The sequence below is a fragment of the Antrihabitans auranticaus genome (assembly GCF_016481275.1).
Lineage (GTDB): Bacteria > Actinomycetota > Actinomycetes > Mycobacteriales > Mycobacteriaceae > Antrihabitans.
This window is the reverse complement of record NZ_JAEMNW010000015.1, coordinates 1-25,104: the sequence shown is the minus strand read 5'-3', so window position 1 is coordinate 25,104 and position 25,104 is coordinate 1. Positions and strand designations below refer to the sequence as shown.

Sequence of the window (25,104 nt, the reverse complement as noted above, 5' to 3'; positions counted from 1 at the left end):
TTCCTTCCGTCAGCTCGCCGGTGCCGCGGGGAGCAACCGGGCGAGGTCGAGGGCGTGGTCGGGGTGATCGGCGGGAACGATGCTGGAGTAGAACTCGGTCCAGCAGCCAGGGCAGGAGAGCTGCCTGAACACGACCGGATCGTCGACGTACTCGCTCGGATCGGACGTCACCTGTGGACCGGCGAGGTGCGACGGCCCTTCGAACCTGGCGAGTTGCAGCTCCGTGTCGTTCTTTTCGTCGCCGAGCAGACGACCGCAGTGCGCGCAGGCAATGACGTGGGTGGTGCCGACTGTGATTTCGGCGAGGTTGTCGTCGAGTCGCCGGGCAGCGGTCAGGTCCATGATCGGCGCGTCTTTCGCGTAGCCGGTCGAGCGGTCCCGGCGTTCGTCGCGCATTGTCGCGCGCAATCGGGCTGTGGCCGCCTCGTCGCCGATAACCACGCCGTACACCGATTCGGCGGCCCCCGCCGTGACCTTGCCTTCGCGGACGTCGACCGCGACTGCATCGGGATCACGGCGCAGCGGATCACCGTAACCGCCGCCGCCCTGCCAGTGCATGTACAGGACTTCGCCTGGGGCGATGTAACTTTCGGCGTAGCACGGCCCGAGCTCGCGCTCGCCCGCCAGATCGTCGAGGTTCCCGGGGATCTTCCCGGCGGCGAACTGCTCGTTCACGCCGGTGCTGCGGGCCAGGATGTCGACGCCCGTATTGCCGGGATAGCCGCCGGACAGACCGTTGTTCTGTGCCACGGCCTTTCCGGCCGATGCCAGGACCAGGCCCATCGGCAGGCTCGTGCCGTACGGGGTGATCGCGATGGATGCACTGACGCCGCCGCGGTGCCGGCCGGGTCCACCGGAATCGGGTTCCTCACGCCGCCAGAGAGTCAGAACGGGATAGAGGAACTCGGTCATCTCGGTATCGGGGACGCGGCCCATCGGGATACAGAACAGGCCGCCTGTATCCATGCCATCGGCGGCGGGTCGTGCGCCGTAGCCGCCGGCCATCGGTTCCATCAGGATGTTGAGGAACGGTACGGGCTGTTCGGGCCGCTCGTCGAGGCCCGCGATGACAGCGGTGTCCCAGGTTCCGCAGCACGCTGCCTGCACGCTCTTGCCTAGGTCGACAGACCGGTCGAGCATTTGCGACAGGCACTCCGCGATAAGGGTGCCGGTCAGCCAGGCGGGTCCGATCGGGCCGCGGCTCACGGCGGCGGGGTAGGTCGCGTTGTTGATCGTGCCCTCTTCCGAAATCAGATCGAAACAGCGCATCAATCCACCTGCGGACCAGGGGATATCGCCGGCGAGAATAGGAAGCAGGGCGAGCATGACACCGCCGCGCATACCTGCGTAGGTGCAGTTGATGACGCCCACCTGCTTGTCGGTTCCGGTGAAGTCGAACGACAGGTGGTCGTCGCTCTTCGTCATCGCCACGGTGATCTTGTGCAGGCCACGATCGCCGGTATGGGACTGGTCCTGGTAGCCGGTCGCGCGCCAGGTGCCGTCGGGAAGCCCGGTCAGCTTGGTGCGCAACCGTTGTTCCGCGTCCGACATCATGCGTTTCATCACTGCTTTGACGGTGTCGGCCCCGTACTGCTCGATGACCGCGTGAATGCGGTTGCGGCCGACGGTGTTTGCGCCGATCTTCGCGCGCAGATCGAGTCCGACGAGCATCGGGACACGCGAACGACGGACCCACGCATCGGCGACATCGGCCTGTAAGACGTTGTCGCGCACGACTTTGATCGGTGGTGTGGGCAGTGATTCGGAGAACACGTCCTGGGCAGCGGGGGAGAACGAGCCGAGGCCGACGCCGCCGAGGTCCGGCTCGTGGCAGATCGCGCTCGTCCATGCGAACAGCTTGCCGTCGTGGAAAATCGGCTGGTACACGATGACGTCGCTCTGGTGCAGGCCGCCGCCGACCCACGGATCGTTGCACAGAAACATGTCGCCTTCGGCGATACCGGGGTTGGTCGCACGGTGCTGAAGGGTCCAGTAGATGGCTAGATCGACGGCGCCCACGAGCATCGTGTTGTAGAGCCCGACCTGCACTTCCTGGCCGACCTCGTCGCTGATTGCGAAGTCGAAGTCGTTGGCGTCGGTCACAATTGGCGATCCGGACATGCGCTTGAGCGCTTCGCCCATTTCTTCGGTGACCGACCAGAGCCGATGCCGGACGACCTCGTAGGTGAGCGGGTCGATGTTGTCGATCTGTTCCTGCGTGACTGTGTGCACCGGTAGGGACGGTGGCAGCGAACGAGTGAGTTCGTCGGGGTCGATGGGTCGGCTGGAGAAGATCTCCGAGCCGGGGATGGCCATGGTCATGAGGTGAGGTCCTTCCTGAGCATCGCAGCGAGTACCGCAGCGAGGGACGAGCGAGGAGCGGAGCGAGGAGCGGAAGGAAGGGGCGAACCGGGAAATAGGGTCATGATCTGCTCCTACTGGGCGACGATGTTGAGGTTGCCGAGGCGGTCGACGGTGCCGGTGGTGGCGTGCGGTACGACGACTGTGGTGGTGGGCACCTCGACGATGGCCGGACCGGCGAGCACGTGACCGGCGCGCAGCAGGCTGTAGTCGTAGACGTCGGTGTCGACGTAGCCGAGGGTTCCGTCCAGGCATACTTTGCGACTGCCGATCCGGGCTGGGGTTGCGTCCGGGGAGTCGGCGGATTTGAGGTCGGGCAGTGCGGGGGAGAAGGGCAGCACACCGGTCATGCGAACGCGGAAGGTGATGGCCTGAATACCCGCCTCGCGGAAACCGCTTCCGGCGCCGTACAACTCGGCGTACCGCTGTTCGAACAGTTCCGATGCGTGCGCGATAGCCGTGGAGTCCAGAGTGCCGCCCGGAATCGGGGTCGCCACTTCGGCGAGTTGCATGGCGAAGCGCATGTCGATTTCGCGCTCGACCTCGACACTGGAGTACGTGAGCCCCTGCCGGTCGAGCTGCTCGCGTACCTGGGATTCGAGGCGGTCGAAGTTCTTCTCGGCCCGGAGCGGGTCCATCGGCATCGGTCCGGGGTCCGACAGCTCGGCGGCGAGAACGATGTTCGATGCCGCAAGCCCGTATGCGGAGAACGCGGAGGCAACCTGACCGAGTGGGACGATGACCTCGCGAACGCCGACCTCGGCTGCGTATGCGGCGCAGTGCGCCGGGCCGGCTCCGCCGAAGGCGTAGAGCACGAAGTCGCGCGGATCGTGACCGGCTTCGACGACGGTCTTGCGCAGGAGGTCACCGGTCTGGGCGTTCTGCACCGCGTAGATGGCTGCGGCCGCATCTTCGATCGAAAGTCCGAGCGGCTCGGCAATTTTGACTCGAATTGCTTCGCGGGCGAGCTCCTTGTCGAGTGGTTTGCGGCCGCCGAGCAGTCCACGTTCGGGCAGGATTCCGAGCACGAGGTTGGCGTCGGCGTTGGTCGGTTCCGTGCCACCTTGCCCGTAACACGCGGGGCCTGGAACAGCTTGCGCGCTGTGCGGTCCGACCTGCAGGTTGCCGCCTGCGTCGAGCCATGCGATCGCGCCGCCACCTGACCCGATGGCATGGACTTTCAGCGTCGGAACGTTGATCGGATGATGGTTGATGATCGTGCTGCTCGCTCGAACCGGCTCACCATCGACGACGAGTCCGACGAGGAACGTGGTTCCGCCGACGTCGGTGGCGATGATGTTCCTGTGCCCGAGTTGTTTGCCGAGTGAGACCGCGCCGACTACGCCACCGGTGAGAACCGAGCCCACCGTGCTGATCGCATTTCGCGGTGCTTCCGCGGCAGCGACTGCGCCACCGTTGCTCTGCATCACCAGAAGGGGACCGGCGAGCTTGCGCTCGCGAAGTTTCGCTTCGAGATTTCCGAGATAGTCACGCAGGCCGGTGCCGATCTGCGTACTCATGATTGTGGTTGCGTTGCGGGCGAACTCGCGGATTCGCGGGCTGACCTCGCTCGAGAGTGAGACGAAGACGGAGGGGTCGATTTCGTGGACCAGTTCGCGAATACGTTGCTCGTGCGCAGGATTCCGGAACGACCACAGCAGGGAAACAGCAATGGCGCGCAGTCCATCGGCGAGCAGCGATTCGATCGCAGCGCGCGCCGACACCTCGTCGAGTGCGACGACGACGTTGCCGTCCCTGTCGAGGCGCTCGGTCACTTCGAGCGCGTGCTTCTTCGGGACCAGGCCATGGGACTTGCTCTGCCCCATCACGTTCTGTAGTTGTTCCGGTGAGCGCCCGAGGTAGCGACCTTCGACGTTCATGATGTAGATCGAGTCGCGATGGCCCTTGGTGGTCAGGAAGCCGACCGGCGGAACGTTGCCCGTTACGAGCGCGTTCAGAGACGACGTCGTGCCATGGGCGATGTGGTGGGTCTTGGCGAGCATTTCCTCGATCGGCACCCCGAGTTGCGCCGCGAGCGCATCGAGGACGTCGAGCACCCCTTGTGAATAGTCGGGCGGCGTCGACGGCGCTTTTGCCGCGAAGACCGTGCCTGCGTCGTCGTCCAGAACAGCGTCGGTGAACGTGCCACCGACGTCCACACCGATCACATACCCCATGGCGGATGTACTCCTCAATCTGTGGTGTCTTACGTCTTCGTAAAGTATTTGACGTCAATGACGATGTGTCAAGTCCCAATTGTGAACAGGGTCACCCCTGTGTAGCGCTCTTGACATGCTTTCGTGAACGTCGAATAATTGTCATACACGTAAACAACGGAAGGTTTGCCGATGGGGATTCATCGCATAGGTCTGGTGGTGCCGAGCTCGAACGTCACCGTGGAGACCGAAATGCCGGCTTTACTCGCACGCCATGATGATTCGCGTTTTTCGTTTCACTCGACGCGGATGCGGATGCACACGGTGTCGCCCGAACAGCTCGCCGCGATGAATGCCCAACGTGAGCGCTGCGTCATGGAGATCGCGGATGCGGGTCCCGAAGTGATTCTCTATGCCTGCCTGGTGGCGTTGATGGTCGGCGGGCCTGGTGAGCATCAACGCGTCGAGGGTGCTGTCGCAGAACAACTCGCCGCCGGTGGTTCGGACGCGCTGGTTCGATCCAGCGCGGGCGCGCTCGTGGAAGGTTTACATGCGCTCGGCGCACGGCGAATCGCCCTCGTCACCCCGTACCTGCGTCCGCTGGCGGAGAAGGTAGTCGCCTATCTCGAGGCCGAGGGTTTCGTCGTCGCAGACTGGCGTGCCCTCGAAGTAGCGGACAACGCCGAAGTCGGCTGTATTCCAGGCGACAGAGTTCTCGAAGCAGCGCGATCGCTCGACCTCGAAGATGTCGATGCACTTGTCATTTCGGCGTGCGTGCAGATGCCGTCGCTCGACCTGGTCGACGACGCCGAGGGGGAGTTCGGCGTTCCCGTCCTGTCCGCGGCGACCGCCGGCGCCTACAGCATTCTGCGCAGCCTCGGGCTTTCCGTCGCCATCCCGGGTGCGGGCAGCCTGCTTCGGGCCGACTCCGTATCCGCAGTATCAGTACCCGCATAGGAGTAAGAGCATGGAGCACATGGTCCGCGGCGTCGACCACGCCGCCTTCCCGACATTCGACCCGGCGGGAACAGTCACGTTCTATCGCGATGTGCTCGGTTTCCCTGTGGTGCATTCGATCTGCGCAGCGGGATGGGGTCCGGACAAGCATCCCGACTTCATTCACTTCTTCTTCGACATAGGGAAAGACGATCGACTCGCCTTCTTCTACTACTTCGGCCTCGAACCGTTCGACGGTGGACCGCAGGGTGACGTCTATGCGAAATTCGAACAGCACGTGCCTATTTGGTTCATCCGTTCGCGTCACCTCGCCATTCATGTCGACAGCGAGCGGGCTCTGCTGGAGTACCGCCGCCGCCTCGACGACAGCAAGTGGCCCGTCGAGATGCAGGTTCAGCACGAGACGATCGAATCCATCTACACCCACGATCCCAACGGCTACATGATCGAAATAACGCGCGCCCTGCGTCCGGTGACGCCGCAGGAGGATCTCGACGCAAATCTGACGATCGACGCGCTCCTCGACGTCGTGAGCGGTCCCGATCCGAGCATGGCGGCGTTGCTGACGCGCAAAGCCGAGTTGATCGTCGAGCGCGCGGCCGCCTGGGAGTTGAGTAACCGATGACGACGCTGTTCATCCTCGACGTTCCCGAGAACGTCCCTGTCGTGGACGTGGCCAGTGTCGATCCAGCGGTCACCGTCGATCGGATCGGCCCGTACTTCCGCATCGCCTCCGATTTGCCGATCGTCATCGACCGGCGCGAAACGGGCTGCCGGCACGCGGTCTGGTACAGCAGCGTCGCAGGGCTGGGTGCCTCGCGAATTACGCAGTGGGACAAAGATGCAATGCGAATCGAGCCGCTATGACCCAGACCGCCCAGACGTCCGAACGTCTCGGTGCCGGCCGGTACATCGAGAATGCACAGATCCCGCCCGAGACGGGCGTCACGGTCCATGAGCTGGAAACACACGACGGGGCAAAGGTTTCCGGCATCCTGCGCGTTGTTCCGAGCGCGACGACCGTCGTGAGCCTGATGCACCCGCGTCAGGACCTGACTCATCATGTGCTGGTTCCCGAGTTGCTGGCCCGTGGATTCGCCGTCTGGACCCAGGGCACGCGGTCGGTCAACAACGACACCGCACTCGTGCACGAGCAGGCACTGCTGGATGCTGCTGCAGGACAGCGGTTCCTGCGCGACCACGGTTTTGCGCACATCGTGACACTCGGCCATTCCGGTGGTGGCGCGCTGTTTGCCTACTATCACGAGCAGGCGGGTCTGCCCGCGCAAGAGCGAATCGCCAAAACGCCGGCCGGGCGGCCGATCGACCTCGCCGGTGCGGACATGCCACTTCCGGACGGCGCCATCTTCATGGCGCCGCATCCTGGGCAGGGCGCCTTGCTGATGCGGTTGATCGACCCGTCGGTGATCGACGAGGCGGATCCGCTGTCGGCGGACCCCGCGCTGAACCCATTTTCGGCAGCGAACGGGTTTGCCGAACCGCCCGAAAGCTCCTCGTACGCAACCGAATTCGTCAGCGCATATCGTGCGGCCCAGCGTGAGCGAGTCGCGCGTCTCGATGCGATAGCGCGGGAGCGCGTCGCCGAGGCCGGCGCTGCCCGGCGGCGCTACAAGGCGAGCGACGATGCGCGCGATCGCCGCGCCGCGCTGGTGCCCCGTGTGCTGACCGTGTACCGGACCGACGCCGACCTACGCTTCACCGACCTTTCGCTGAGCCCGAACGACCGCCCGTACGGATCGCTGTTCGGCCACAGACCCGACCTGACGAACTACGGTCTCGTCGGTTTCGCGCGCTTCGCAACGCCCGACGCGTGGTTGTCGACCTGGTCCGGATTGTCGACAAACGCAGACTTCCTGCGCTGCGCGCCTGCAGTCACTGCACCGACGCTCTTCATCGAATTATCCGGCGACCAAGCATGTTTCCCGGACGACGCGAAGGCAATGATCGCGGCGCTCGGCGCCGACGACAAGTCGAGTGTGCGGCGGCCGGGAACGCACTTCGGCGGCCCGATCGTTCGCGGTGAACCGACCGGTGCCAGCCTGGCAGCAGCCGACATCGGAGAGTGGCTCACCGAGCGCTTCGGCTGACGGGGCTATTTTCCGGGCGCCCGATAGTCGGCGTCGCGTTCGACGGCCTCATCGACCTGTTCGGGCGTCAGAAGCGGGATCGATTCGGACCGGGCAGATCCCGATGCCGCCGTCCGGAATGCAAGGGTGGCTGCCGCTACCTCGTCGGGTACGGACCCGATGACATACAGCTGATCGCCCCCGAGTGCGAAGTGGCAGGACTCGACCGTGCCGCCGACACTTTCGACCATCTTCGTGATCACCGCCCGGCGGGCCGAGCCGCCCTCGTCGAGCAGGCCCTGCGCGCCCTCGGTCGAATACTGGACTTTCCATAGGTACTTCGGCATCGTTGCTCCCTGGATCGAGTCGACAGTCGTACTCGATCGTTCACCGCTCGAGTCCATTTGCGCAACGTCGAATTGCAGTCGCGTGCGATCATGAATCGTGCTGAGCCTGCGCGCTGCCGATGTGGTGAGACTGCTCGCGTCGTGGTTGCTCACGTTCTTTGCGTTGCTGCTCACGGCTTTTCTGTTGCCGGGGTTCACGTTTACGTCCTGGCAGCCGGCGTTGGTTGCGGCTGCGGTGACCGGCGTGGTCGGAATGATCGTCCGTCCGGTCCTGGTTCAACTGAGCGCGCTGATCGGGTGGGCCGCCGTTGTCGTAGCCACGATCTTCGGCCAAGCGGTCGTGATGCAGGTGGCGATGTCCGTCGTGCCGGGCGCCAAGGTCGATTCGTTCTGGATCGCGCTCGCCGCCGCCTGGATCACCGCGGTCATCGGCACGGTGCTCGTCTGGATCTTCAGTGCGGGTACCGACGAGTCGTTCGTGGCCAGCCTTTTACGACTTCCGCAGAGCGCGGTGACCGATCCGGAGGTCGACGGGGTCCTGTTCGTTCAGCTCGACGGAGTGTCGTTTCCGGTGATGGAGTGGGCGCTGCAGTCCGGGACGATGCCGACGCTGCGGCGCTGGGTGGACGCCGGTTCCCAGTCTGTCCATCAGTGGATCGTGCAATTGCCGTGCACGACGCCCGCAAGCCAGCAGGCGATCTTGCACGGCACGGCGGCCGGGGTGCCGGCGTTCCGCTGGTATGACCGTGAGCTCGGGCGCGTACTGGTCGCGAACCGGCCCGCAGACGCGGGAATCATCGAGTCCCGCGCGAGTACCGGGCGCGGGCTCCTCGCAGACGACGGAGTGTCCATTTCGAACCTGTTCACGGGCGACGCTCCGAAGGCCGCGATGACGATGAGCAGGCTCGAAGTCACGCGCAGCTCACGCCGCACGCGGGTGGTGTTCGCGCGATTCCTGTTGCGACCGGATGGGTTGGCCCGCAGCGTCACCCGAACACTCGCCGAGATCGGTCGGGAGCGCTTCTCGGCCGCTCGGCAGAAGCGGCTGGCCGTGCACCCTCGGGTGCACCGGTCGTGGACGTTCGCCGGGCTGCGTGCGTTCAGCAACGGGTTGCTCCGGGACCTCAATACGACGATGGTCAGCGAGGAGCTGATGCGCGGCGCCCGGGCGATCTATGTCGATTATGTGGACTACGACGAGATCGCGCACCACGCCGGCAGTACGCGGATCGAGTCGCTGGCTGCGCTCACCAGCCTCGATCAGGTGCTTTCGGTGCTCGAGCGGGTTGCCGACCGGGCGCCGCGGCGGTATCACTTCGTGCTGTTGAGCGATCACGGGCAGTCGCAGGGGGAGCCGTTCGCGGCACGGTACGGCCTCGATCTCAGCGAACTGTGCGAGTCGCTCACGCACTCGCACACCACGGGGATCGAGAGCAGCGTCGAGGGTTGGGGCCGTGTGGATTCGGTGCTCGAAGACCTGACCGGTGACCTCTCGTCGGGTGTTTCGCACAACGCGGCCACCAGGGTCGGGCAGCGAATCCTGCCGACCGAATCCGACGCCGGTGCCGAACTGATCGTCCTCGGCAGTGGCAATCTCGGGCTTGTGTACATACCGGCGCCGACGCGTTTGCTGCTCGAAGAGATCGAGGAGCGCTGGCCAGCGCTGGTGCCCGGTCTGGTTGCGCATCCCGGGATCGGTTTCGTCGCGGCGCTCGGTGCGGACGGTCCGGTCGCGATCGGCGCCGCCGGTCGGCACTATCTGCGATCCGGTGTCATCGAGGGAGTAGACCCATTGCTGCCGTTCGGAGCGCATGCGCCGACCGTCCTGCTCGCAGCCACGGAGCAGGCGGCAGCCCCGGAGTTGTACGTGAACAGTGCAATCGACACCTACACCCGTGACGTGGCCGCGTTCGAGCCGCTTGTCGGTTGCCACGGCGGTTTGGGCGGTTGGCAGGACAGGGGCTTCGTCCTCGCGCCGCCGGAATTGCTGATGCCGACCGAGCCGATCATCGGTGGTGATGTGTTGCATCGGCACCTCGTCGGCATTCTCGAATCCCTGGGTCACAGGAGCAACCTGCGGACTGCATCGTCATGAGCCTGGGAATCAGGTGGCTCGGGCACTCCACTGTCGTCATCGACCTCGACGGGGCACGGGTCGTTGCGGACCCGCTTCTCCTGCGGCACAACGGCATCCTGCGCCGCCGCGGTGTCCAACCTGCGCAGTCGGCTTGGGCCGGCGCCGATGCTGTGCTGCTGTCCCACCTCCACTACGACCATGCCGAGCTGGGTTCACTGCGGCTGCTCGGCAACGTGCCTATCTACACCGCGGCGGCGAATGCGCAATGGGCGCGCCGAAAGGATCTGGACGGCCGGGCAATCGGGACGGATGCGTGGACGCCGATCGGTAAGGGGGATGTGGAGATAAAACTGACACGCGCCATTCACGAATCGAGGCCCATGCCGCATCGGCCCAACGCCGCAAACGGTCACTTGGTCCGGGGACCGTCCGGGCGCGTGTGGGTGGCGGGCGATACCGAGTTGTTCGATGACATGGCCAGGTTGCCTGACGCGGCAGGGGGGCCGATCGATCTCGCGGTGGTTCCGGTCGGCGGGTGGGGTAAACGGCTGTCGGGTGGTCATATGGGACCGGTGGAGGCGGCGATCGCATGCCGCATGGTCGCCGCGCGTTGGGCAGTGCCAGTCCACTGGAATACGCTGCACCTGCCCGCCGTTCGGACGTGGCCACACGACTGGATGGACGCGGCCGGTCCCGAATTCGTTGCGGCATTGGCGCGTGAAGCGCCGGATTGTCGTGCGGCCGTTCTCGGTCTGGGGGAGATGATCGCCGTATAGGACTGGACCGGAGGGCGAGGGTGCGGAATCCTGCGAAGATGCAGTGGGAGAAGTTGGCGCCCGGTGTGGCTCAGTTCCGGGGCTACCAGCGGAAATGGTTGCGCGGGGACGTCGTTGCCGGCGTCACCGTTGCTGCGTATCTGATTCCACAAGTCATGGCGTACGCGACCGTTGCCGGGTTGCCGCCCGTCGCCGGTTTGTGGGCGACGATCGGGCCGATCGCGTTGTACGCCTTCCTCGGTTCGTCACGGCAACTATCGGTCGGTCCCGAATCGACGACGGCGTTGATGACCGCTGTGGTCTTGGCTCCGCTCGCAGCAAGCGACCCGCAGCGCTACGGCGCGCTCGCGGCGGTGCTTGCGCTGCTCGTTGGCGCGATCTGTCTGGTCGGGCGGCTGGTTCGGCTGGGCTTGCTGGCCGACCTGCTCTCTAAGCCGGTTCTGGTCGGCTACATGGCCGGAATCGCCTTCATGATGATCGTCGGTCAATTGGGGAAAGTGACCGGAATTCTGGTCAACGGCGAATCGTTCGTCACCCAGGTAGGTTCCTTCTGCACGCAGCTCGACCTGATTCATTGGCCGACTTTTGCGCTTGGCGGGACCGTCCTGGTCGTCCTCTTCGGCCTTGCGCGCCTGTCGCCACGGTTGCCAGGGCCGTTGTTGGGTATTCTGCTGGCTACGGGCGTTGTGGCCCTGTTTTCACTGCAGGACAAGGGTATTCGTGTCGTCGGCGCAATTTCCGCCGGCCTGCCGGTGCCGGGATTCGAGGGCGTCGCCATCGACGACCTGAAAGTTTTGCTCCTGCCGGCGGTCGGAATTGCGATAGTTGCCTTCTCCGACAATGTGCTCACAGGTCGTGCGTTTGCAGCGCGGACGCGTGAAGACATCGACCCCGATGTCGAACTCGGGGCGCTCGGCGCGGGAAACGTTGCAGCAGGGCTGTTGCAGGGATTTCCGGTCAGCAGCAGCGGGTCGCGGACAGCTATCGGTGCGACGATCGGCAGCCGGACCCAGTTGTACTCCCTGGTCGCCCTGGCCACCGTTTTGATCGCAATCTTCACTGCACGTGGCCTTTTGGCGGTCTTTCCGAGCGCGGCGCTCGGCGCACTAGTGATCTACGCTGCAACGCGCCTCATCGATGTCCACGAGTTTCGAAGGATCGCGCGATTTCGTAACAGCGAACTGGTCCTTGCCGTCCTCACAACGTTCGCAGTCCTTGCCTTCGACGTTCTCTACGGTGTCGGTGTTGCCGTAGCTCTTTCGATCCTGGATCTCTTGCGCAGAGTGGCGCGGCCGCACGACGGCGTCCTCGGCTACGTGCCCGGCGTTGTCGGAATGCACGATATCGACGACTACTCGAACGCGAAAACCGTTCCAGGGCTTGTGATCTATCGATACGACGCGCCGCTCTTCTTTGCCAACGCAGAAAACTTTCGGCGTCGGGCGTTACAGGCGGTTGCGGAGTCCCCACACCCGGCGCGCTGGTTCGTCCTCAACGCCGAGGCAAACGTCGAAGTCGACCTCACCGCGCTCGATACGCTCGATCAGCTCCGCATCGACCTGGCAGAACAAGGGATCGAGTTTGCGATGGCGCGGGTGAAGCAGGACCTCCGCAATTCTCTCGCCGCCGCTGGAATGATCGAAAAGATAAGCGAACAAATGATTTTCATGACTCTGCCGAGCGCCGTCGAGGCGTTTCGACGGTGGTCGGCAGAGTCGGCAGTGTGAACTTCGGCCAGTGCGGTTGTCAGCCTGTGATGCCGACGATCTCGTTGGGTGCGTGATCGAGCTGGAACGGTCCGTCGATTTTTTCAGTCGCGAGATCGACGGTATAGACAGAGTCGGACGCCGGGTCGGTGACGTAGGCGGTGCGATCCAGCACGAACAGCGTCGGTCGCGCAGTCTGCCAGTCTTCGGGTTCTTCCCAGGGCGCGATCACGGGAACCGAGGATGTGATCGCTCCGGCGACGGGGTCCACCACGTGCAGTGCTCCGTCGGTGCCGAGCACGAGGGCTGTGCCGCCCGGGCCGCGAGCGAGTGAGCGGAACGAATAACTGGTGCCTAGATCGACCAGCCGGAGGTTGCCGGACTCGGTGTCGATCAAGCTGATTCGAGTCGGTCGTTCCAGCTCGGCGTTCGGGTCGACCTTGTAGTCACCGAGCACGATCGTCGAATCCTCGGCGCCCGCCTGATTGCCTATCCGGCCGTACGGGTCTGGGCTGGTGATCTTGCGGATCACGTTGTCGCGGTAGACGAGGGCGCCGTTCTGGCAGCCGAAGACGACGGTCTCGCGCGCGGCGATCGCCTCGCCATGAATTCCGGGGCAGTCCGCGTTGCGGGCGATTTCGTTGCGTTCGCGGTCGAGGACGGCGATGCCGGTGCGCTCCTCTTCGTTCCCGACACTGGTCACGAGCCGACCGTCGGACAATTCCACAGCCACGCCATGGTGCGGCTGCGGCGTTGTGTAGGAATGGGTTTCGGGTTGGACACCGGCACTCAGGTTGCCAGAATCGAATGTCTCGACCACTCCCGAGCCGTCGAAGAACAGCGCGGTCCGTCCGTTGTGGGGCACCACGTGACCCGGCTCTTCCGACGTGAATGCAATGTCGGTCAGCGCGGGTTCGCCGGCGTAGTGGTGGGCGTGATCGCCGTGGTCGGTGCTCCACGCTCCCATGTCGAGTGCGCGGAACTCATTGCCGTGCGAAACGAGGACGTGGCGGCCGTCGCCGGCCGGGTTCAGGCGGTTGAACCCTTCGAGTTCGAAGTTGGCGATGTGTTCGAAGGTTTTGCCGTCGACGACAATTATGCCGCCGTCGTATGTGACTGCAATTCGCGGACTCGGTGTGGCGACTTCCATTGCAGTGCTTGGCTTACCGGGCTTCTGATCGGAGGAATCGGAATCCGAACCGCAGCCGGTGGTGCCGATTGCAGCGATGAGTGAACAGCTGAGGACGATTCCGCGGCGGAACTTTCGCGTGTGGGGGATCACGCGACATATCTAACCTTAATGATAACGATTGTCAAAACTGATTACGGTCTGCCCGCGTGCGGGAACGGTGCGCGAGCCGTTGTGACCTGACCGGTGCACGGGCCGGTTATGAGGCGATCGACGTTGTCCTCGAACCCGTCTGCCATGCGCCACTCGGCGGACAGCATGAAAAGGGTCCGCCCGTCCTCGCCCCCGAGCGTGCACGCAAAACCGGCCCGGTCCAGGGGAATCGTTGCCAGCACTTCGCCGCCCTCGGCAACTCGGACGCACGCGGGACCCGAGTCGCTCCAACCCGGAGTCCACACCGCGCCGTCCGAATCCAGCACGATGCCGTCGCCCGATATCGGCGCCCACACTCGACGGTTGGACAGACCGCCGTCCGCGCCGATATCGAAGGCCGTCAGGGTTTGTGCGAACGACTCGGCGATGATCAGCGTCGAGTTGTCGGGGGTGATCGCCATACCGTTGGGGAAATCGATCTTGTCGGCCACCCGGCGTACTGTCCCGTCCGCAGTGATCAGAGCGATGAAGCCGGGCGCTTCGCCCGCATCGGGATGAAAGTCGTTGCCGCCGTTGATATAGATGTTGCCGCGGCCGTCCACGACGATCTCGTTGAACGTCGCCTGCAGCGTGCTCAGGTCTATGTGGTCGACGAGCGATCCGTCCGGTTCCTGGCGCAGCAGCCTGCCCTCCGGTCCGGAGACGATGAGCAATCGGCCATCAGGCAGCCAGTCGATCGAGAACGGAAGAGTTGTAGGGACGGTGGCCATCACTTCGCTGTTGCCGTCGAGGTCCACTGCGAGCACCTGTTGGGTGCCCCAGTTCGACAGCCACAGCCGTCCGTCGTGCCAACGGGCCGACTCGCCGATACGCAGTCCGGTCAACAGAATCTCGCTCATCGTTCGTCACTCCTAGCGGTAGGTACGAGGGCCAGTGGGTTCGGCGCCCTCTTGCTACCTACACGAACGGGTGGGGCCGAGATCGACAAACGCCTGTGGCGAGTGGACGATGATTGTTCGGTGCATCCGACAACGACGGAAGGCAGCTCACATGACGTCTGACGCCTCGAACGACGGCAGTGGCGGCCGAGTCCTCGTGGTCGGCGAAGCGTTGATCGACATCGTGCGCTACGCAGACGGCACGAGCACGGAATACGTGGGCGGGAGTCCCGCGAACCTTGCAAAGGGCCTCGGTCGACTCGAAATCGAGACGACACTGCTGACCTCGTTCGGCGACGACGCGCGCGGCCGCGCTATCGAAGAGGTGTTGCGCGCGTCGGGTGTGCGGGTGGTTCAGGCCGGTCCGGCGGGGGTCGACACGTCGACTGCAATGGCAACGCTCGACGAGAATCACAGCGCCACATACATCTTCGATATCCACTGGGATCTCGCAGACGCAGACCTTCCGCCGATCGACCACATTCATGTCGGTTCGATCGGTGTTGCGCGAGAGCCCGGTGCCGGCGCGGTAGCTCGCCTGGTGTCGGATCGCCGCCCGGCGGTAACAGTGAGCTACGACGTCAACGCCAGACCGTCGTTGATGCAACCCCGTGCGGACGCTGTCGCCCGGATCGACGCGATGATCGCGCAGAGCGACGTCGTCAAGATGAGTGACGAAGATCTGGAGTGGCTGCGCCCCGGCGACACATTCGAGGACGCGATGGCCCGGATTCTGTCGGATGGACCGGGAATCGTCGTCGTCACGGAGGGTGCCAAGGGGGCTGTCGCCTACACGGCAGAGGGATCGGTTCGGATCGAGGGACGGCGCGTCGACGTCGTCGACACGATCGGTGCCGGTGACGCCTTCATGTCCGGGTTCGTGCACGCACTGGCTGTTCGTGGACTCCTCGGTGGGGATGCGCTACGAGCAATCTCGCTCGATGTTCTACGTGACTGCCTGAACCATGCGAACCTGTCGGCAGCACTCACCGTGGCAGCAGCGGGCGCGGAGCCGCCGACGCTCGCGGAGCTGTCGGCGGCACGCTGATTCACTTGTGGCGCTGCACTTTACCGCCTCCGGGCGGACACAAGCATCGGCTTGTGAATATCGAAGTAGGTGACGTCGCCTGCTAGACGGTTCTCCTCTTCGAACAGTGTGCGCAGATCGTCGGGGATGTCGATGTGCTCGTGTGCGCGGGCGTCGGCCTCCGACGTGAAATAGATGGCCTCGACGTAGCCGTCGTCGCCGAACGTCGACATTGTGCCCCCGAGGATCTCGGGACGCAGTTCGTGAATACGTTCACCGGCCTGAGTCAGCAGTTCGCGCATGCGTGCCGGATCGCTCGTATGGCCTTCCATGATCTGAACGAACCCCGCCTCGTCCGAACCGCCGCCCATCCATTGCGTCACCTCAGGACAATCCATGAAGGTGACCGGACCGTCGAAGCAGCGTTCCGTTTCCGCCCACCACACGCCCTGCTCGGGGCGCTCGCTGTTGCGGCGCGCGGCGTCCTCCGACTCGAATCGTGCCAACGCGATGAACGTGCCGTCGTCGCACAGCCCGCAGGTGGTGCCGAGGTAGCCGGTCGCACCGGGCTCGAGCTCGTCGGCCCATCGATCCATGCACCGCCGCAGTCCGTCGGCATCGGAAGCATGACCCTGAATGACTTGAATGAACATCGAATCCTCCTCATGCGGAGCGGTCACTCCGCAACGTGCACGGGGTTGACTCGTCGCGGTTCACCGTGGTCAGAATTCCGAACGGTCCGCAGACGCAACATCCGCAGATCAATCGTTCGCTGCTGGGCCGTCCGGCACAAGAGTCCAATTTCACGTACTTCGGGCGATCGGATTGAACCGCCCGACTGCCTGGTCCGTAGTTATCGACAGACAGGGCCGATTCGACCACCGCAGCCTCTCGAGAGCGATCTGCCATGCATAACGACGACAAGCACAGCGAAAGCATGAACATTTCCCGCCGGACGGCAATCGGAGCCGTCGTTGCCGGCACAGCCGCCGTAGCCGCAGGCAGCGCCCTATTGGGGAATGCAGTCGCATCGGCCTCGCCGGGCTCAGGCGCCGGACCGGGCGTGACACCCGTCCGAGCGACGATCAGCGCGGCCAACGTACCCGTCGGCGGTGGAACGGTTCTCGGCGATGTCGTCGTGACCCAGCCCTCCAGCGGTGACTTCCGCGGCTTCTCGTCCGTCTGTCCGCACTTCGGGTGCGCGGTCTCCGACGTCTCTGGCGGCACAATCAACTGCCCGTGCCATGGGAGCAAATTCGGTCTCGACGGGTCGGTACTCGTCGGTCCCGCCACGGCGCCGCTGGCCCCGCGGAGCGTCACCGTCGAGGGCGATTCGGTGATCGTCGACTGACGCTCAGCGCGTTGCGCGGATCCGCGCAACAAGCAATTGCAGAGCCTTTTCCACCGTCGCCTCGACGATCCGCGCGGGGTCGCCGTCGAAGTGATGATTCTCGCCCGAAACGGTGCCATGGTCGGCGATTCCGAACCACACCGTGCCGACGGGTGCGCTCTCCAACGGCTCCGGACCGGCCTCGCCGGTGACCGCCAGCGCGAGGTTCGCGCCCATCATCGTGGCCACTGCGTGCGCCATCGTCCGTGCCGCGTCCTCGGACACGACCGGACCGAGCGGTACATGCAGTACAGAGTGTTTGACGGCTTTGTTGTATGCGACGATGCCGCCGAGGTACCACTCGGCAGAGTCCTTCGCGCGGCCGATTTCGGCGGCGATGCTGCCCGCCGTCAACGATTCGGCGGTGGCGATCCGGCGCCCGGACTGCCGTGCCGCGTCGGACAGCTCTGCACAGATGTCGTGCAGTGACGTAGTCATCGCGATCTCGCAGCGGGGTCCAGGACGATCTTCACAGCGCCGTCCGACTTCTTCTGGAACATCTTGTATGCCTCCGGAGCCGCATCGAGCGGAAGTCTGTGGGTCGCAAAAGAATCCACACCCAGGGGGTCGGAGTCGGTGAGCAGCGGGAGGATGTCGTCCACCCAGTGCTTGACGTTGGCCTGCCCCATGCGCAGTTGAATCTGCTTGTCGAACAGGACACGCATAGGAATCGGATCGAGCATTCCGCCGTACACGCCGATGAGCGAAATCGTGCCGCCACGCCTGACGATGTCGATAGCGCTGAGCAGTGCCGCCAGTCGATCGATCGACGCGGTGTCGATTACCTTCTCTGCCAGGGCGTTCGGAAGAAGTCCTGCCGAACGCTGAGCGAACGATGCAACCGGCGAGCCGTGCGCCTCCATGCCGACCGCATCGATGACCGAGTCGGTACCTCGACCGTTGGTCATGTCGCGGATCGTGTCGGTAAGGCCGTCTCCGACAGCGTCCAAGTCGATCGTTTCGACACCGCGTGCGGCGGCTCGCGCAAGACGTTCCGGTACTCGGTCGACACCGATCACCCGTAACCCGCGGTGGATTGCGATCCGGCAGGCCATGTCGCCGATCGGGCCCAATCCGAGCACTGCAAGTGATCCGCCTTCCGGGGTGGCGGCGTAGGCGACAGCTTGCCAGGCGGTCGGTAGCACGTCGGACAGGTACAGATACCGGCTGTCCGACGGTCCGATCGGGACCTTCACATGGGTGAAATCTGCGTGCGGAACGCGCAGGTATTCGGCCTGCCCACCGGGCACCTGCCCGTAGAGCTTCGAGTACCCGAACAGCGCAGCACCGCTGCCTTGCTCTTTGACTTGTGTTGTCTCGCACTGCGTCGTGAGACCCTGGGTGCACATGAAGCAGTTACCGCAGCTGATCTGGAAGGGGATGACGACGCGGTCACCCTTCTGCAGGTTCGTGATCTCGCTGCCGACCTCTTCTACGATGCCGATCGGCTCGTGGCCGAGGATGTCACCCGGACTCATGTACGGACCTAGGACCTCGTACAAATGCAGATCGGAACCGCAGATACCGGATGATGTCACGCGGATGATGGCGTCGGTGGGTTGCTCGATGATGGGGTCCGGAACGGTCTCGACCGTGATCTTTCGACGGCCCTGCCAGGTAACGGCTTTCATTACACCTACCTCGGAGTGGTGAGCTATTCGCAGGCGCGGGCAGAGAACCCTTCGCTGCTTTCTCAACTCCGGTACGTGACTCCCGCTCCTGATAGGGACACGCCCTAGGTGTCTACCCCGAATCGTCGGCGCAAAACGTCATGGTTCGCGAACCAGACCAGGGTATGTCTTCGGCAGTGCCACCGTACGAAGGGCGCACGTAAAGAGCCGCAGAGCCTTTCAGCTGATCGCGCGCTCGATGGCGCCCACCGCGGCAGCCGTGAAATGTTTCACCAGCGCTTCGCGCTCGATTTCGAGCGATCCGTCGATCCAACCGAGGATCGATTCGAGTAGGCCGCCGACCACCATGAACGCCGCGACCTCGACCGCCGCTAGCCGTGGTGCATCCAGTTCGTTCTGGGCGGCGATCATCGACGCCATCAGGTGCGCACAGGAGTGCAGAGTCTGAACTCGGCGGCGCATAAGCGCTTCGCTGTTCCAGGCCTCGACGAAACCGATGCGCATCGCGTGTGGGTCATCAAGGGTGACCTCGACAAATGCGCGTGCACACGCCTCGATCGTCGCGGCGAGGCTGCCGTCCGTTGCCGATATCGCCGCAAGGATCCGATCCGTCGTTCTTGTCATGATGTGGTCGAAGACCGCAAGTAGTAACTCGTCGAGGCCGGCGAAGCTCTCGTAGAAGTAGCGGCTGGTGAGGCCCGCTTTCTGGCACACTGCCCGCACCGAGGTTCCAGCCGTTCCGTCGGTTCCCATCAGCTCGAAACCGGCCGCGACGAGTCGTTCGCGGCGCTCTGCTCGACGTTCGTCGGCGAACTTGCCTGCATACGGTCGCTCGGTCATCTACACATCTTGACAAAGTGCCACTAGGCACCCATTGTGAGTACGCGCGTAGTCAGAGAATACGCACGTAGTCAGAAGTCTCGGCTCAGCCGAGGCGTGTAGTCGTCAGGTCAAGGAGGACCCGTATGACCACCACTGCAGTAGCGCATCCGGCGGCCGCGGCCGCGTTCAGGCCGGCCGTCGAGGCTCCCGCCGACATCGTTCTCGAGCTGACTGGAACTCTCCCACAGGAGTTGCGCGGCACGTTGTATCGAAATGGCCCGGGGCAGTGGGAGAGTGGCGGCTTCTACGCTGCACACCCGTTCGACGGCGACGGCCTGGTGTCGAAGTTCGTGATCGACGAAGGGCGGGTCCGCTATCAGTCCAAATATGTCCGGACGCCGAAGTTTCTCGCCGAGCAGCGCGGTCACGGCGATCGGGTGCGCGGCATCTACACGCAAGCAAAGGCGTTGCGGCACAACGCGGGACGGATGCCAGCCGATTGCGCGAACACGCACGTGGTCTACCACGCCGAGCGTCTGCTCGCGCTGAGTGACGCCGGTCGGCCGTGGGCGATCGACCCTGACGATCTGACGACGATCGGGCAGTGCACGTTCGATGGTCGGCTCCCGCAGCTGACACGGTTCTCGCCGCACCCCAAAATCGATCCACTGACGGGCGAGATGTTCAACTTCGGCCTCGATTTGGCGCCCCGGCTCGCGCCCCGTGTCCCCGCCGGTTTGCGTTGCTATCGCGTCGACCCTGGCGGCAGGATCCACAGCGAGGCCGTCGTGCCGTTGGACGACGTCGTGATTCAACACGACTTCGCGATCACGCAGAACTACCTCGTTTTCGCCATCGCGCCCATCGCTGTCGATCCCGTGCACGCGGCACGAGCGTTGCTCGGATTCGGAAATACGGGCGATACGACGCAGTTTCGTCCGGAGCTCGGCATGAAAATCGTGCTGGTTCCCAGGTGCGGCGGCCGGCAGCGGGTAATCGAATGCGACCCCCTCGTCTACGTGCACGTCAACAATGCGTACGAGGACGGGTCCGATATCGTCCTCGATATCGTTCGCCATCCGAGCTTCGACCTACTTGCTGTCGATCTGAAACAGTTCCGGACTCAGCAACCCGGCCTCGGTTGGCCCGCACGATTGCGCATCGGACCCGCTGGTCGTGTCGAAGTCGAAGATATAGATCTGCAATCCGTGGAATTCCCGGTGCATGACGAGCGGCGCACCGGTCGTCAGTACCGGTACAGCTACTTCTCGCAGTCGGGGCCAGGGTTCGACTCCGCAATAGTCAAGTTGGACAACGAGACCGGTGAACAGCGTGCGCACACCTTCGCCCATGGGGAGTTCCCGGGCGAGCCGATCTTCGTACGGGCATCCACAAAGGGTGCTGAGGACGACGGTTGGCTGTTGGTCGTTGCGTACCTGCCCGCCGAGCACCGCACAGCGCTGTTCGTGCTCGATGCTGCAGACATCGAGCACGCGCCGATCGCCGTTGCGCATTTGGACCGGCACGTATTCCCCGGGTTTCATGGCAGTTTCACCGAGCGAGTAGCAGGTCCGGCGGTGCTCTAGCGAGCGGCAATATCGTGAGATGTGCCGTCACCGATGGCCTGCAACTTGTCAGGGTTGGCGACGTTGTGAATGTTCGAGATGCGGCCCTCCTCGTCGAGATCGACTGTGAGGGTGGCAATCACACGACCGGCGCCGGTGAAGACGAAGCCGGCGCGGCCGTTGATCTCCGCCAACTCGACAGCCATGTCCGACAGTTCGATGCCCTGGTAGGGGCGGCGAGCAATGCCCGCGAACCACGCGGCGACCTTGTCCGCACCGATCACCGGCTTCATCGCCTGCCGCACCTTGCCGCCGCCGTCGGTCCACAGTGTCACATCGGGCGACATCAACGCCATGAGGGTGTTGATGTCGCCGCCGGTCGCCGCCGCGAAGAATCGTTCGGTGACATCACGTTGCTGCGACCGGTCGGGATTGAATCGCGGTCGCCGGGATTGCACGTGGCCGCGGGCGCGGTGCGCCGCCTGGCGCACCGCGGATTCCGAACGCTCGACTGCCTCCCCGATCTCGGCGTAACTGAAGTCGAAAACCTCTTTCAGGACGAACACGGCACGTTCCAGTGGGCTCAGAGTTTCCAGCACCACAAGCATCGCCATGGACACCGACTCGGCGGTGGTCACGTCGTCGGCAGCGTCACCGCTTGTCAGGATCGGCTCGGGAAGCCAAGGCCCGACATAGGTTTCGCGCTGATTGCGAGTGGACCGTAGCCGGTCCATCGCGAGGTTCGACACGATCCGGGCCAGGTACGCCTTCGGGTCGGCCACCTGGGACCGGTCGGCTGCGGACCACCTCAACCACGCGTCCTGCACCACATCCTCGGCATCGGTTGCGGTTCCGAGGATGCGGTATGCGACCGAGAACAACAGGTTCCGATGTTCGTCGAATACCCGCTGACCGGTTTCGGAAAGTGGAGTCACTGTGCACCGACCTGGAGGCGATTGGCCCGCCCACCGCGGGGCCACACCGACGCCGAGCGTGGGTACTTCTTCATCCGGCCGAACGTCGGCCATGGTGCTGAACTCACCGTTTCCTTGTACCAGACTGCCTTTCGGCCAGTCAGGACCAGGCGCCGCGGGGTGTCGTCGGCCTTGGTGAATTGAATGACAGCATCCTTGCGGCCGAGGCTCACGGGCATGTGGTAGTAACCGAATCGGAAAGGCTTGGGCTGCTTGCCTTTCAGCTCGCGTGCGATCGAGATTGCGGCGTGCACTCCGGTCGGCATGCCGCTCTGGCAGGTGCCGTGGATAACGCCGTAGCTCTGCTGGATCGCGGCCGCGTCGCCGATCGCGTAGATAGTGCGATGGGAGGTCGAACGCAGCGTGGAATCGGTGACGATTCGGCCTGTGTCGTCGACGGTGAGCCCTGCCAGGTCGGCAACGGGTGACACGCGCACGCCGCTGGTCCACAGCACCGCATCGGCCGAAACACTCTCGCCGCCGGCCAATTCCACGAAGTTTGCGAGCACCTTCGTCACCTCGGCGCCGCTGCGCACGCGTACGCCGAGGCGGTCGAGGGTGTCGTACACGTAGGCCTGGCCTTTCGGACCCATCGTTGCGCCAGGTTCGTGACGGCCCAGCAGGACGACCTCCAGATGCGGATGTTGTTCGGCGATTTCCGCGGCGGCTTCGACGCCGGTGAGGCCACTGCCGCCGACCACGACGGTCCCACGGTCGAGCCGGTTCAACCGCTGCGCGAACGTCGTTGCGTCACGGGCGCTGTCGAGGGTGTAGGCGTAATCGTCGACGCCGGGAACGGTTGACGTATCGGCAACGCTGCCGAGTCCGTAGACGAGGGTGTCATAGCGAAGAGTGCGCTTGTCGTCGATTCGAACCGTTTGCGCGTCGGCGTCGAGCGCTGTGACCCAACCGCGGACGAACTCGATTCCTGTGCCGGTCAACAACTCTGGAATGTTCAAATCCGCAAGCTGTTGGCCGGTCGCCGTCATGTGCAGTCGGAGACGCTCGACGAAGCGCTCTTCTGCATTGACGAGCGTGATCTGCACGTCCGCGCGACGCTTCGTGCGTGCGGCGAGGTTGATCGCGGTCGACAATCCCGCGTATCCCGCGCCGAGGATGACGACGCGGTGGGTGGTCGGTGTGTCGGTGCTCATGGTGCTTTCCTCCGTAGATTTGCCTGACCACCACCAGACGTAAGCAGCCGCGCCATTCGTGACATGGCGGTATATGTGACCTGCGTCACGCGGGATTTCGTTCGTCGGCGGTCTCGTCGCTGAGGTATTCGTGCGGGATCCACTTGGTGCGGCCGATGCTGCTGTGACACCAGGGATTCTGGGATCCGCAGCCGCAACGACTGCAGACGTTGCGTTTGGCTGGAACGGGCGCGTCACGAGACGCCGAATCGCGGCGAGCGGGCGATGTGGGCGGCACGCTCCCCGTGTCGCCGCCAGGTGAGCCCACTCGGCCGCACGCTGACCCTCACGCGATACGGCAGATGCTGCTGTGACACCAGGGATTCTGGGATCCGCAGCCGCAACGACTGCAGACGTTGCGTTTGGCTGGAACGGGCGCGTCACGAGACGCCGAATCGCGCGAGCGGGCGATGTGGGCGGCACGCTCCCCGTGTCGCCGCCAGGTGAGCCCACTCGGCCGCACGCTGACCCTCACGCGATACGGCAGATGCTGCTGTGACACCAGGGATTCAGAGATCCGCAGCTACAACGACTTCAGCCAAACACAACGACTGCAGACGTTGCGGGTGACTGAAACGGGCGCGTCACGAGACGCCGAATCGCAGCGAGCGGGCGATGTGGGCGGCGCACCCTGCGTTTCGCCGCCAGGAAAGCCCACTCGGCCGCACGCGATACGGCAGATGCTGCTGTGACACCAGGGATTCAGCCGAACGCAACGACTGCAGACGTTGCGTTTGACTGAAACGAGCGCGTCACGAGACGCCGATCGCGGCGAGCGGGTGATGTGGGCGGCACGCTCCCCGTGTCGCCGCCAGGTGAGCCCACTCGGCCGCACGTTGACCCTCACGCGATACGGCAGATGCTGCTGTGACACCGGGGACTCAGCGATCCGCAGCTACAACGTCTTCAGCCGAACGCAACGACTGCAGACGTTGCGTTTGGCTGGAACGGGCGCGTCATCGCACCTGTCTGCGGTGGCATTCAGATCAACGGCAGCGCTTCGTCGAGCCAGGCCTGCTCGCCTGCCCATGACTCCGAGCCATCCGACACGGCGACCAGAGAGTTGTCGAGGGTTCGTCCGTCTAAGACGATCACGACCGAGGGTTCGGGTCCTAGTGAAGTCGTCGACCGAGTGATCGCCCGTCGGATGAGCGGAAAGACCGGCTCGGGAGACAGAGTGACCCGGCATCTCCAAACGAACCGCCGACGCGTCAGCCACAACTTGGATTCATTCCGGGCGCACGAGCCGAGTTCCCTTTACGATGAGGACGCGTGGCGGTGCGGCCCTCGAACCCTCCTTTTCCGGAGAGGTGCGTCGCTGTTGGTCGGGAAAGCGTCGCGCAATCGAGGGCCGGAGCCCTGCGTCGGCGTGTGCAAATACGTTGATCCGACCGGTGGAGGCTGCGATGGCGTGGAGACCGTGCCCGTTTGCGAGGCGATGGCCCTACTTGTGGAACCCGTTGACCGAGCAACAGCGGTGCGTCCTGTCACGCGCGCTCGCGGACGACTGCGACTTCTGTGAACCGACCGAACGCGAGATCGCCGACCTCGCCGCATACGTTGCCGGCACGATCACTGCCGACGAGTTCGAGCAACGCGCTGAATGGCGAATGGTCGGCGCGAGCTACTGAACCCGAAAAGGGCCCGGAGCGAACTCCGGGCCCTTCCAAGCAACTAACTCAGCCCTTCGCGAGGGTCCGTTTCATGCCGCGTTCGATGGCGGCGACGATGCCGGGGCGTAGTTCTGCGGCGGGGACGATGCGGTGGACGGAGCCGACTTCGAGGGCGCGGTCGATGTTGTGGACGGCTTCGAAT

General features: G+C 64.3%; 22 protein-coding genes. 11 read left to right on the top strand and 11 right to left on the bottom strand.

The window, feature by feature from the left end; all coding sequences use genetic code 11:
- Positions 1-9: 9 nt before the first annotated feature.
- Positions 10-2,322 (bottom strand): hydantoinase B/oxoprolinase family protein, encoded by a 2,313-nt coding sequence (locus JGU72_RS29800; RefSeq protein ID WP_199687926.1) that lies wholly within the window; start codon positions 2,320-2,322, stop codon positions 10-12.
- 113 nt (positions 2,323-2,435) lie between these two features.
- The gene (locus JGU72_RS29795) at positions 2,436-4,538 is read right to left on the bottom strand and encodes a hydantoinase/oxoprolinase family protein (protein WP_199687925.1); all 2,103 of its coding nucleotides are present in this window, start codon (positions 4,536-4,538) and stop codon (positions 2,436-2,438) included.
- Between the two features lie 171 nt (positions 4,539-4,709).
- On the opposite strand from JGU72_RS29795, the gene JGU72_RS29790 reads away from it, so the two are divergent.
- The 4 genes from JGU72_RS29790 to JGU72_RS29775 are packed head-to-tail and all read left to right on the top strand — an operon-like array spanning position 4,710 to position 7,582.
- On the top strand, positions 4,710-5,474 hold the full coding sequence (locus tag JGU72_RS29790) for a maleate cis-trans isomerase family protein (RefSeq protein WP_199687924.1): 765 nt from the start codon (positions 4,710-4,712) through the stop codon (positions 5,472-5,474).
- A 10-nt stretch (positions 5,475-5,484) separates the two neighbouring features.
- Positions 5,485-6,099 (top strand): VOC family protein, encoded by a 615-nt coding sequence (locus JGU72_RS29785; protein ID WP_199687923.1) that lies wholly within the window; start codon positions 5,485-5,487, stop codon positions 6,097-6,099.
- Positions 6,096-6,341 (top strand): hypothetical protein, encoded by a 246-nt coding sequence (locus JGU72_RS29780; protein WP_199687922.1) that lies wholly within the window; start codon positions 6,096-6,098, stop codon positions 6,339-6,341. The genes JGU72_RS29785 and JGU72_RS29780 overlap by 4 nt, the downstream gene beginning before the upstream one ends.
- Complete coding sequence (locus JGU72_RS29775; RefSeq protein ID WP_199687921.1) at positions 6,338-7,582, top strand: alpha/beta hydrolase; 1,245 nt, start codon at positions 6,338-6,340, stop codon at positions 7,580-7,582. The genes JGU72_RS29780 and JGU72_RS29775 overlap by 4 nt, the downstream gene beginning before the upstream one ends.
- Positions 7,583-7,587: 5 nt before the next feature.
- Here the strand turns inward: JGU72_RS29775 and JGU72_RS29770 are convergent, their stop codons facing one another.
- A complete protein-coding gene (locus JGU72_RS29770) occupies positions 7,588-7,908 on the bottom strand; it encodes a GYD domain-containing protein (RefSeq protein ID WP_199687920.1) in 321 nt (106 codons plus the stop codon).
- Between the two features lie 97 nt (positions 7,909-8,005).
- On the opposite strand from JGU72_RS29770, the gene JGU72_RS29765 reads away from it, so the two are divergent.
- From JGU72_RS29765 to JGU72_RS29755, 3 genes are read left to right on the top strand one after another with little or no spacing between them, the layout of a single operon-like run.
- Positions 8,006-10,003 carry a phage holin family protein gene (locus JGU72_RS29765; RefSeq protein WP_199687919.1) on the top strand — a complete coding sequence of 666 codons (1,998 nt, stop codon included), beginning with the start codon at positions 8,006-8,008 and terminating at the stop codon, positions 10,001-10,003.
- Positions 10,000-10,761: an MBL fold metallo-hydrolase gene (locus JGU72_RS29760; RefSeq protein ID WP_199687918.1), complete on the top strand. Its 762-nt coding sequence runs from the start codon at positions 10,000-10,002 to the stop codon at positions 10,759-10,761. The genes JGU72_RS29765 and JGU72_RS29760 overlap by 4 nt, the downstream gene beginning before the upstream one ends.
- A 38-nt stretch (positions 10,762-10,799) precedes the next feature.
- Positions 10,800-12,488 (top strand): SulP family inorganic anion transporter, encoded by a 1,689-nt coding sequence (locus JGU72_RS29755; RefSeq protein WP_199687964.1) that lies wholly within the window; start codon positions 10,800-10,802, stop codon positions 12,486-12,488.
- Positions 12,489-12,507: 19 nt separating this feature from the next.
- Here the strand turns inward: JGU72_RS29755 and aztD are convergent, their stop codons facing one another.
- Together aztD and JGU72_RS29745 are read right to left on the bottom strand one after the other, a co-directional pair.
- Positions 12,508-13,758: a zinc metallochaperone AztD gene (gene aztD, locus JGU72_RS29750; protein ID WP_374101174.1), complete on the bottom strand. Its 1,251-nt coding sequence runs from the start codon at positions 13,756-13,758 to the stop codon at positions 12,508-12,510.
- 32 nt (positions 13,759-13,790) lie between these two features.
- Positions 13,791-14,648 (bottom strand): SMP-30/gluconolactonase/LRE family protein, encoded by an 858-nt coding sequence (locus tag JGU72_RS29745; RefSeq protein ID WP_199687916.1) that lies wholly within the window; start codon positions 14,646-14,648, stop codon positions 13,791-13,793.
- A 151-nt stretch (positions 14,649-14,799) separates the two neighbouring features.
- Between JGU72_RS29745 and JGU72_RS29740 the strand changes: the two genes are divergently transcribed.
- Complete coding sequence (locus JGU72_RS29740) at positions 14,800-15,735, top strand: carbohydrate kinase family protein (RefSeq protein ID WP_199687915.1); 936 nt, start codon at positions 14,800-14,802, stop codon at positions 15,733-15,735.
- Positions 15,736-15,755: 20 nt separating this feature from the next.
- Here JGU72_RS29740 and JGU72_RS29735 read toward each other — a convergent pair whose 3' ends face one another.
- Entirely contained in the window at positions 15,756-16,367 is a 612-nt protein-coding gene (locus tag JGU72_RS29735; RefSeq protein ID WP_199687914.1) for a hypothetical protein, read from the bottom strand.
- A 254-nt stretch (positions 16,368-16,621) separates the two neighbouring features.
- On the opposite strand from JGU72_RS29735, the gene JGU72_RS29730 reads away from it, so the two are divergent.
- The gene (locus tag JGU72_RS29730; protein WP_233533226.1) at positions 16,622-17,065 is read left to right on the top strand and encodes a Rieske (2Fe-2S) protein; all 444 of its coding nucleotides are present in this window, start codon (positions 16,622-16,624) and stop codon (positions 17,063-17,065) included.
- Positions 17,066-17,068: 3 nt separating this feature from the next.
- Here the strand turns inward: JGU72_RS29730 and JGU72_RS29725 are convergent, their stop codons facing one another.
- From JGU72_RS29725 to JGU72_RS29715, 3 genes are all read right to left on the bottom strand, one after another.
- The gene (locus JGU72_RS29725) at positions 17,069-17,542 is read right to left on the bottom strand and encodes a CinA family protein (RefSeq protein WP_199687913.1); all 474 of its coding nucleotides are present in this window, start codon (positions 17,540-17,542) and stop codon (positions 17,069-17,071) included.
- Positions 17,539-18,735 carry a zinc-dependent alcohol dehydrogenase gene (locus JGU72_RS29720; RefSeq protein ID WP_199687912.1) on the bottom strand — a complete coding sequence of 399 codons (1,197 nt, stop codon included), beginning with the start codon at positions 18,733-18,735 and terminating at the stop codon, positions 17,539-17,541. The genes JGU72_RS29725 and JGU72_RS29720 overlap by 4 nt, the downstream gene beginning before the upstream one ends.
- Before the next feature lie 219 nt (positions 18,736-18,954).
- A complete protein-coding gene (locus JGU72_RS29715) occupies positions 18,955-19,575 on the bottom strand; it encodes a TetR/AcrR family transcriptional regulator (protein WP_199687911.1) in 621 nt (206 codons plus the stop codon).
- A gap of 125 nt (positions 19,576-19,700) precedes the next feature.
- On the opposite strand from JGU72_RS29715, the gene JGU72_RS29710 reads away from it, so the two are divergent.
- Complete coding sequence (locus tag JGU72_RS29710; protein WP_199687910.1) at positions 19,701-21,143, top strand: carotenoid oxygenase family protein; 1,443 nt, start codon at positions 19,701-19,703, stop codon at positions 21,141-21,143.
- Here the strand turns inward: JGU72_RS29710 and JGU72_RS29705 are convergent.
- Both JGU72_RS29705 and JGU72_RS29700 read right to left on the bottom strand, forming a co-directional pair.
- Positions 21,140-22,057, bottom strand: coding sequence for an RNA polymerase sigma-70 factor (locus JGU72_RS29705; RefSeq protein ID WP_307828667.1), 918 nt, complete (start codon positions 22,055-22,057; stop codon positions 21,140-21,142). The genes JGU72_RS29710 and JGU72_RS29705 overlap by 4 nt on opposite strands.
- Entirely contained in the window at positions 22,054-23,250 is a 1,197-nt protein-coding gene (locus JGU72_RS29700) for an NAD(P)/FAD-dependent oxidoreductase (RefSeq protein ID WP_199687908.1), read from the bottom strand. Before JGU72_RS29700 ends, JGU72_RS29705 begins: the two co-directional genes overlap by 4 nt.
- 1,499 nt (positions 23,251-24,749) lie before the next feature.
- Here JGU72_RS29700 and JGU72_RS29695 point away from each other — a divergent pair.
- Positions 24,750-24,920 (top strand): hypothetical protein, encoded by a 171-nt coding sequence (locus JGU72_RS29695; protein ID WP_199687907.1) that lies wholly within the window; start codon positions 24,750-24,752, stop codon positions 24,918-24,920.
- Positions 24,921-25,104 lie beyond the last annotated feature (184 nt).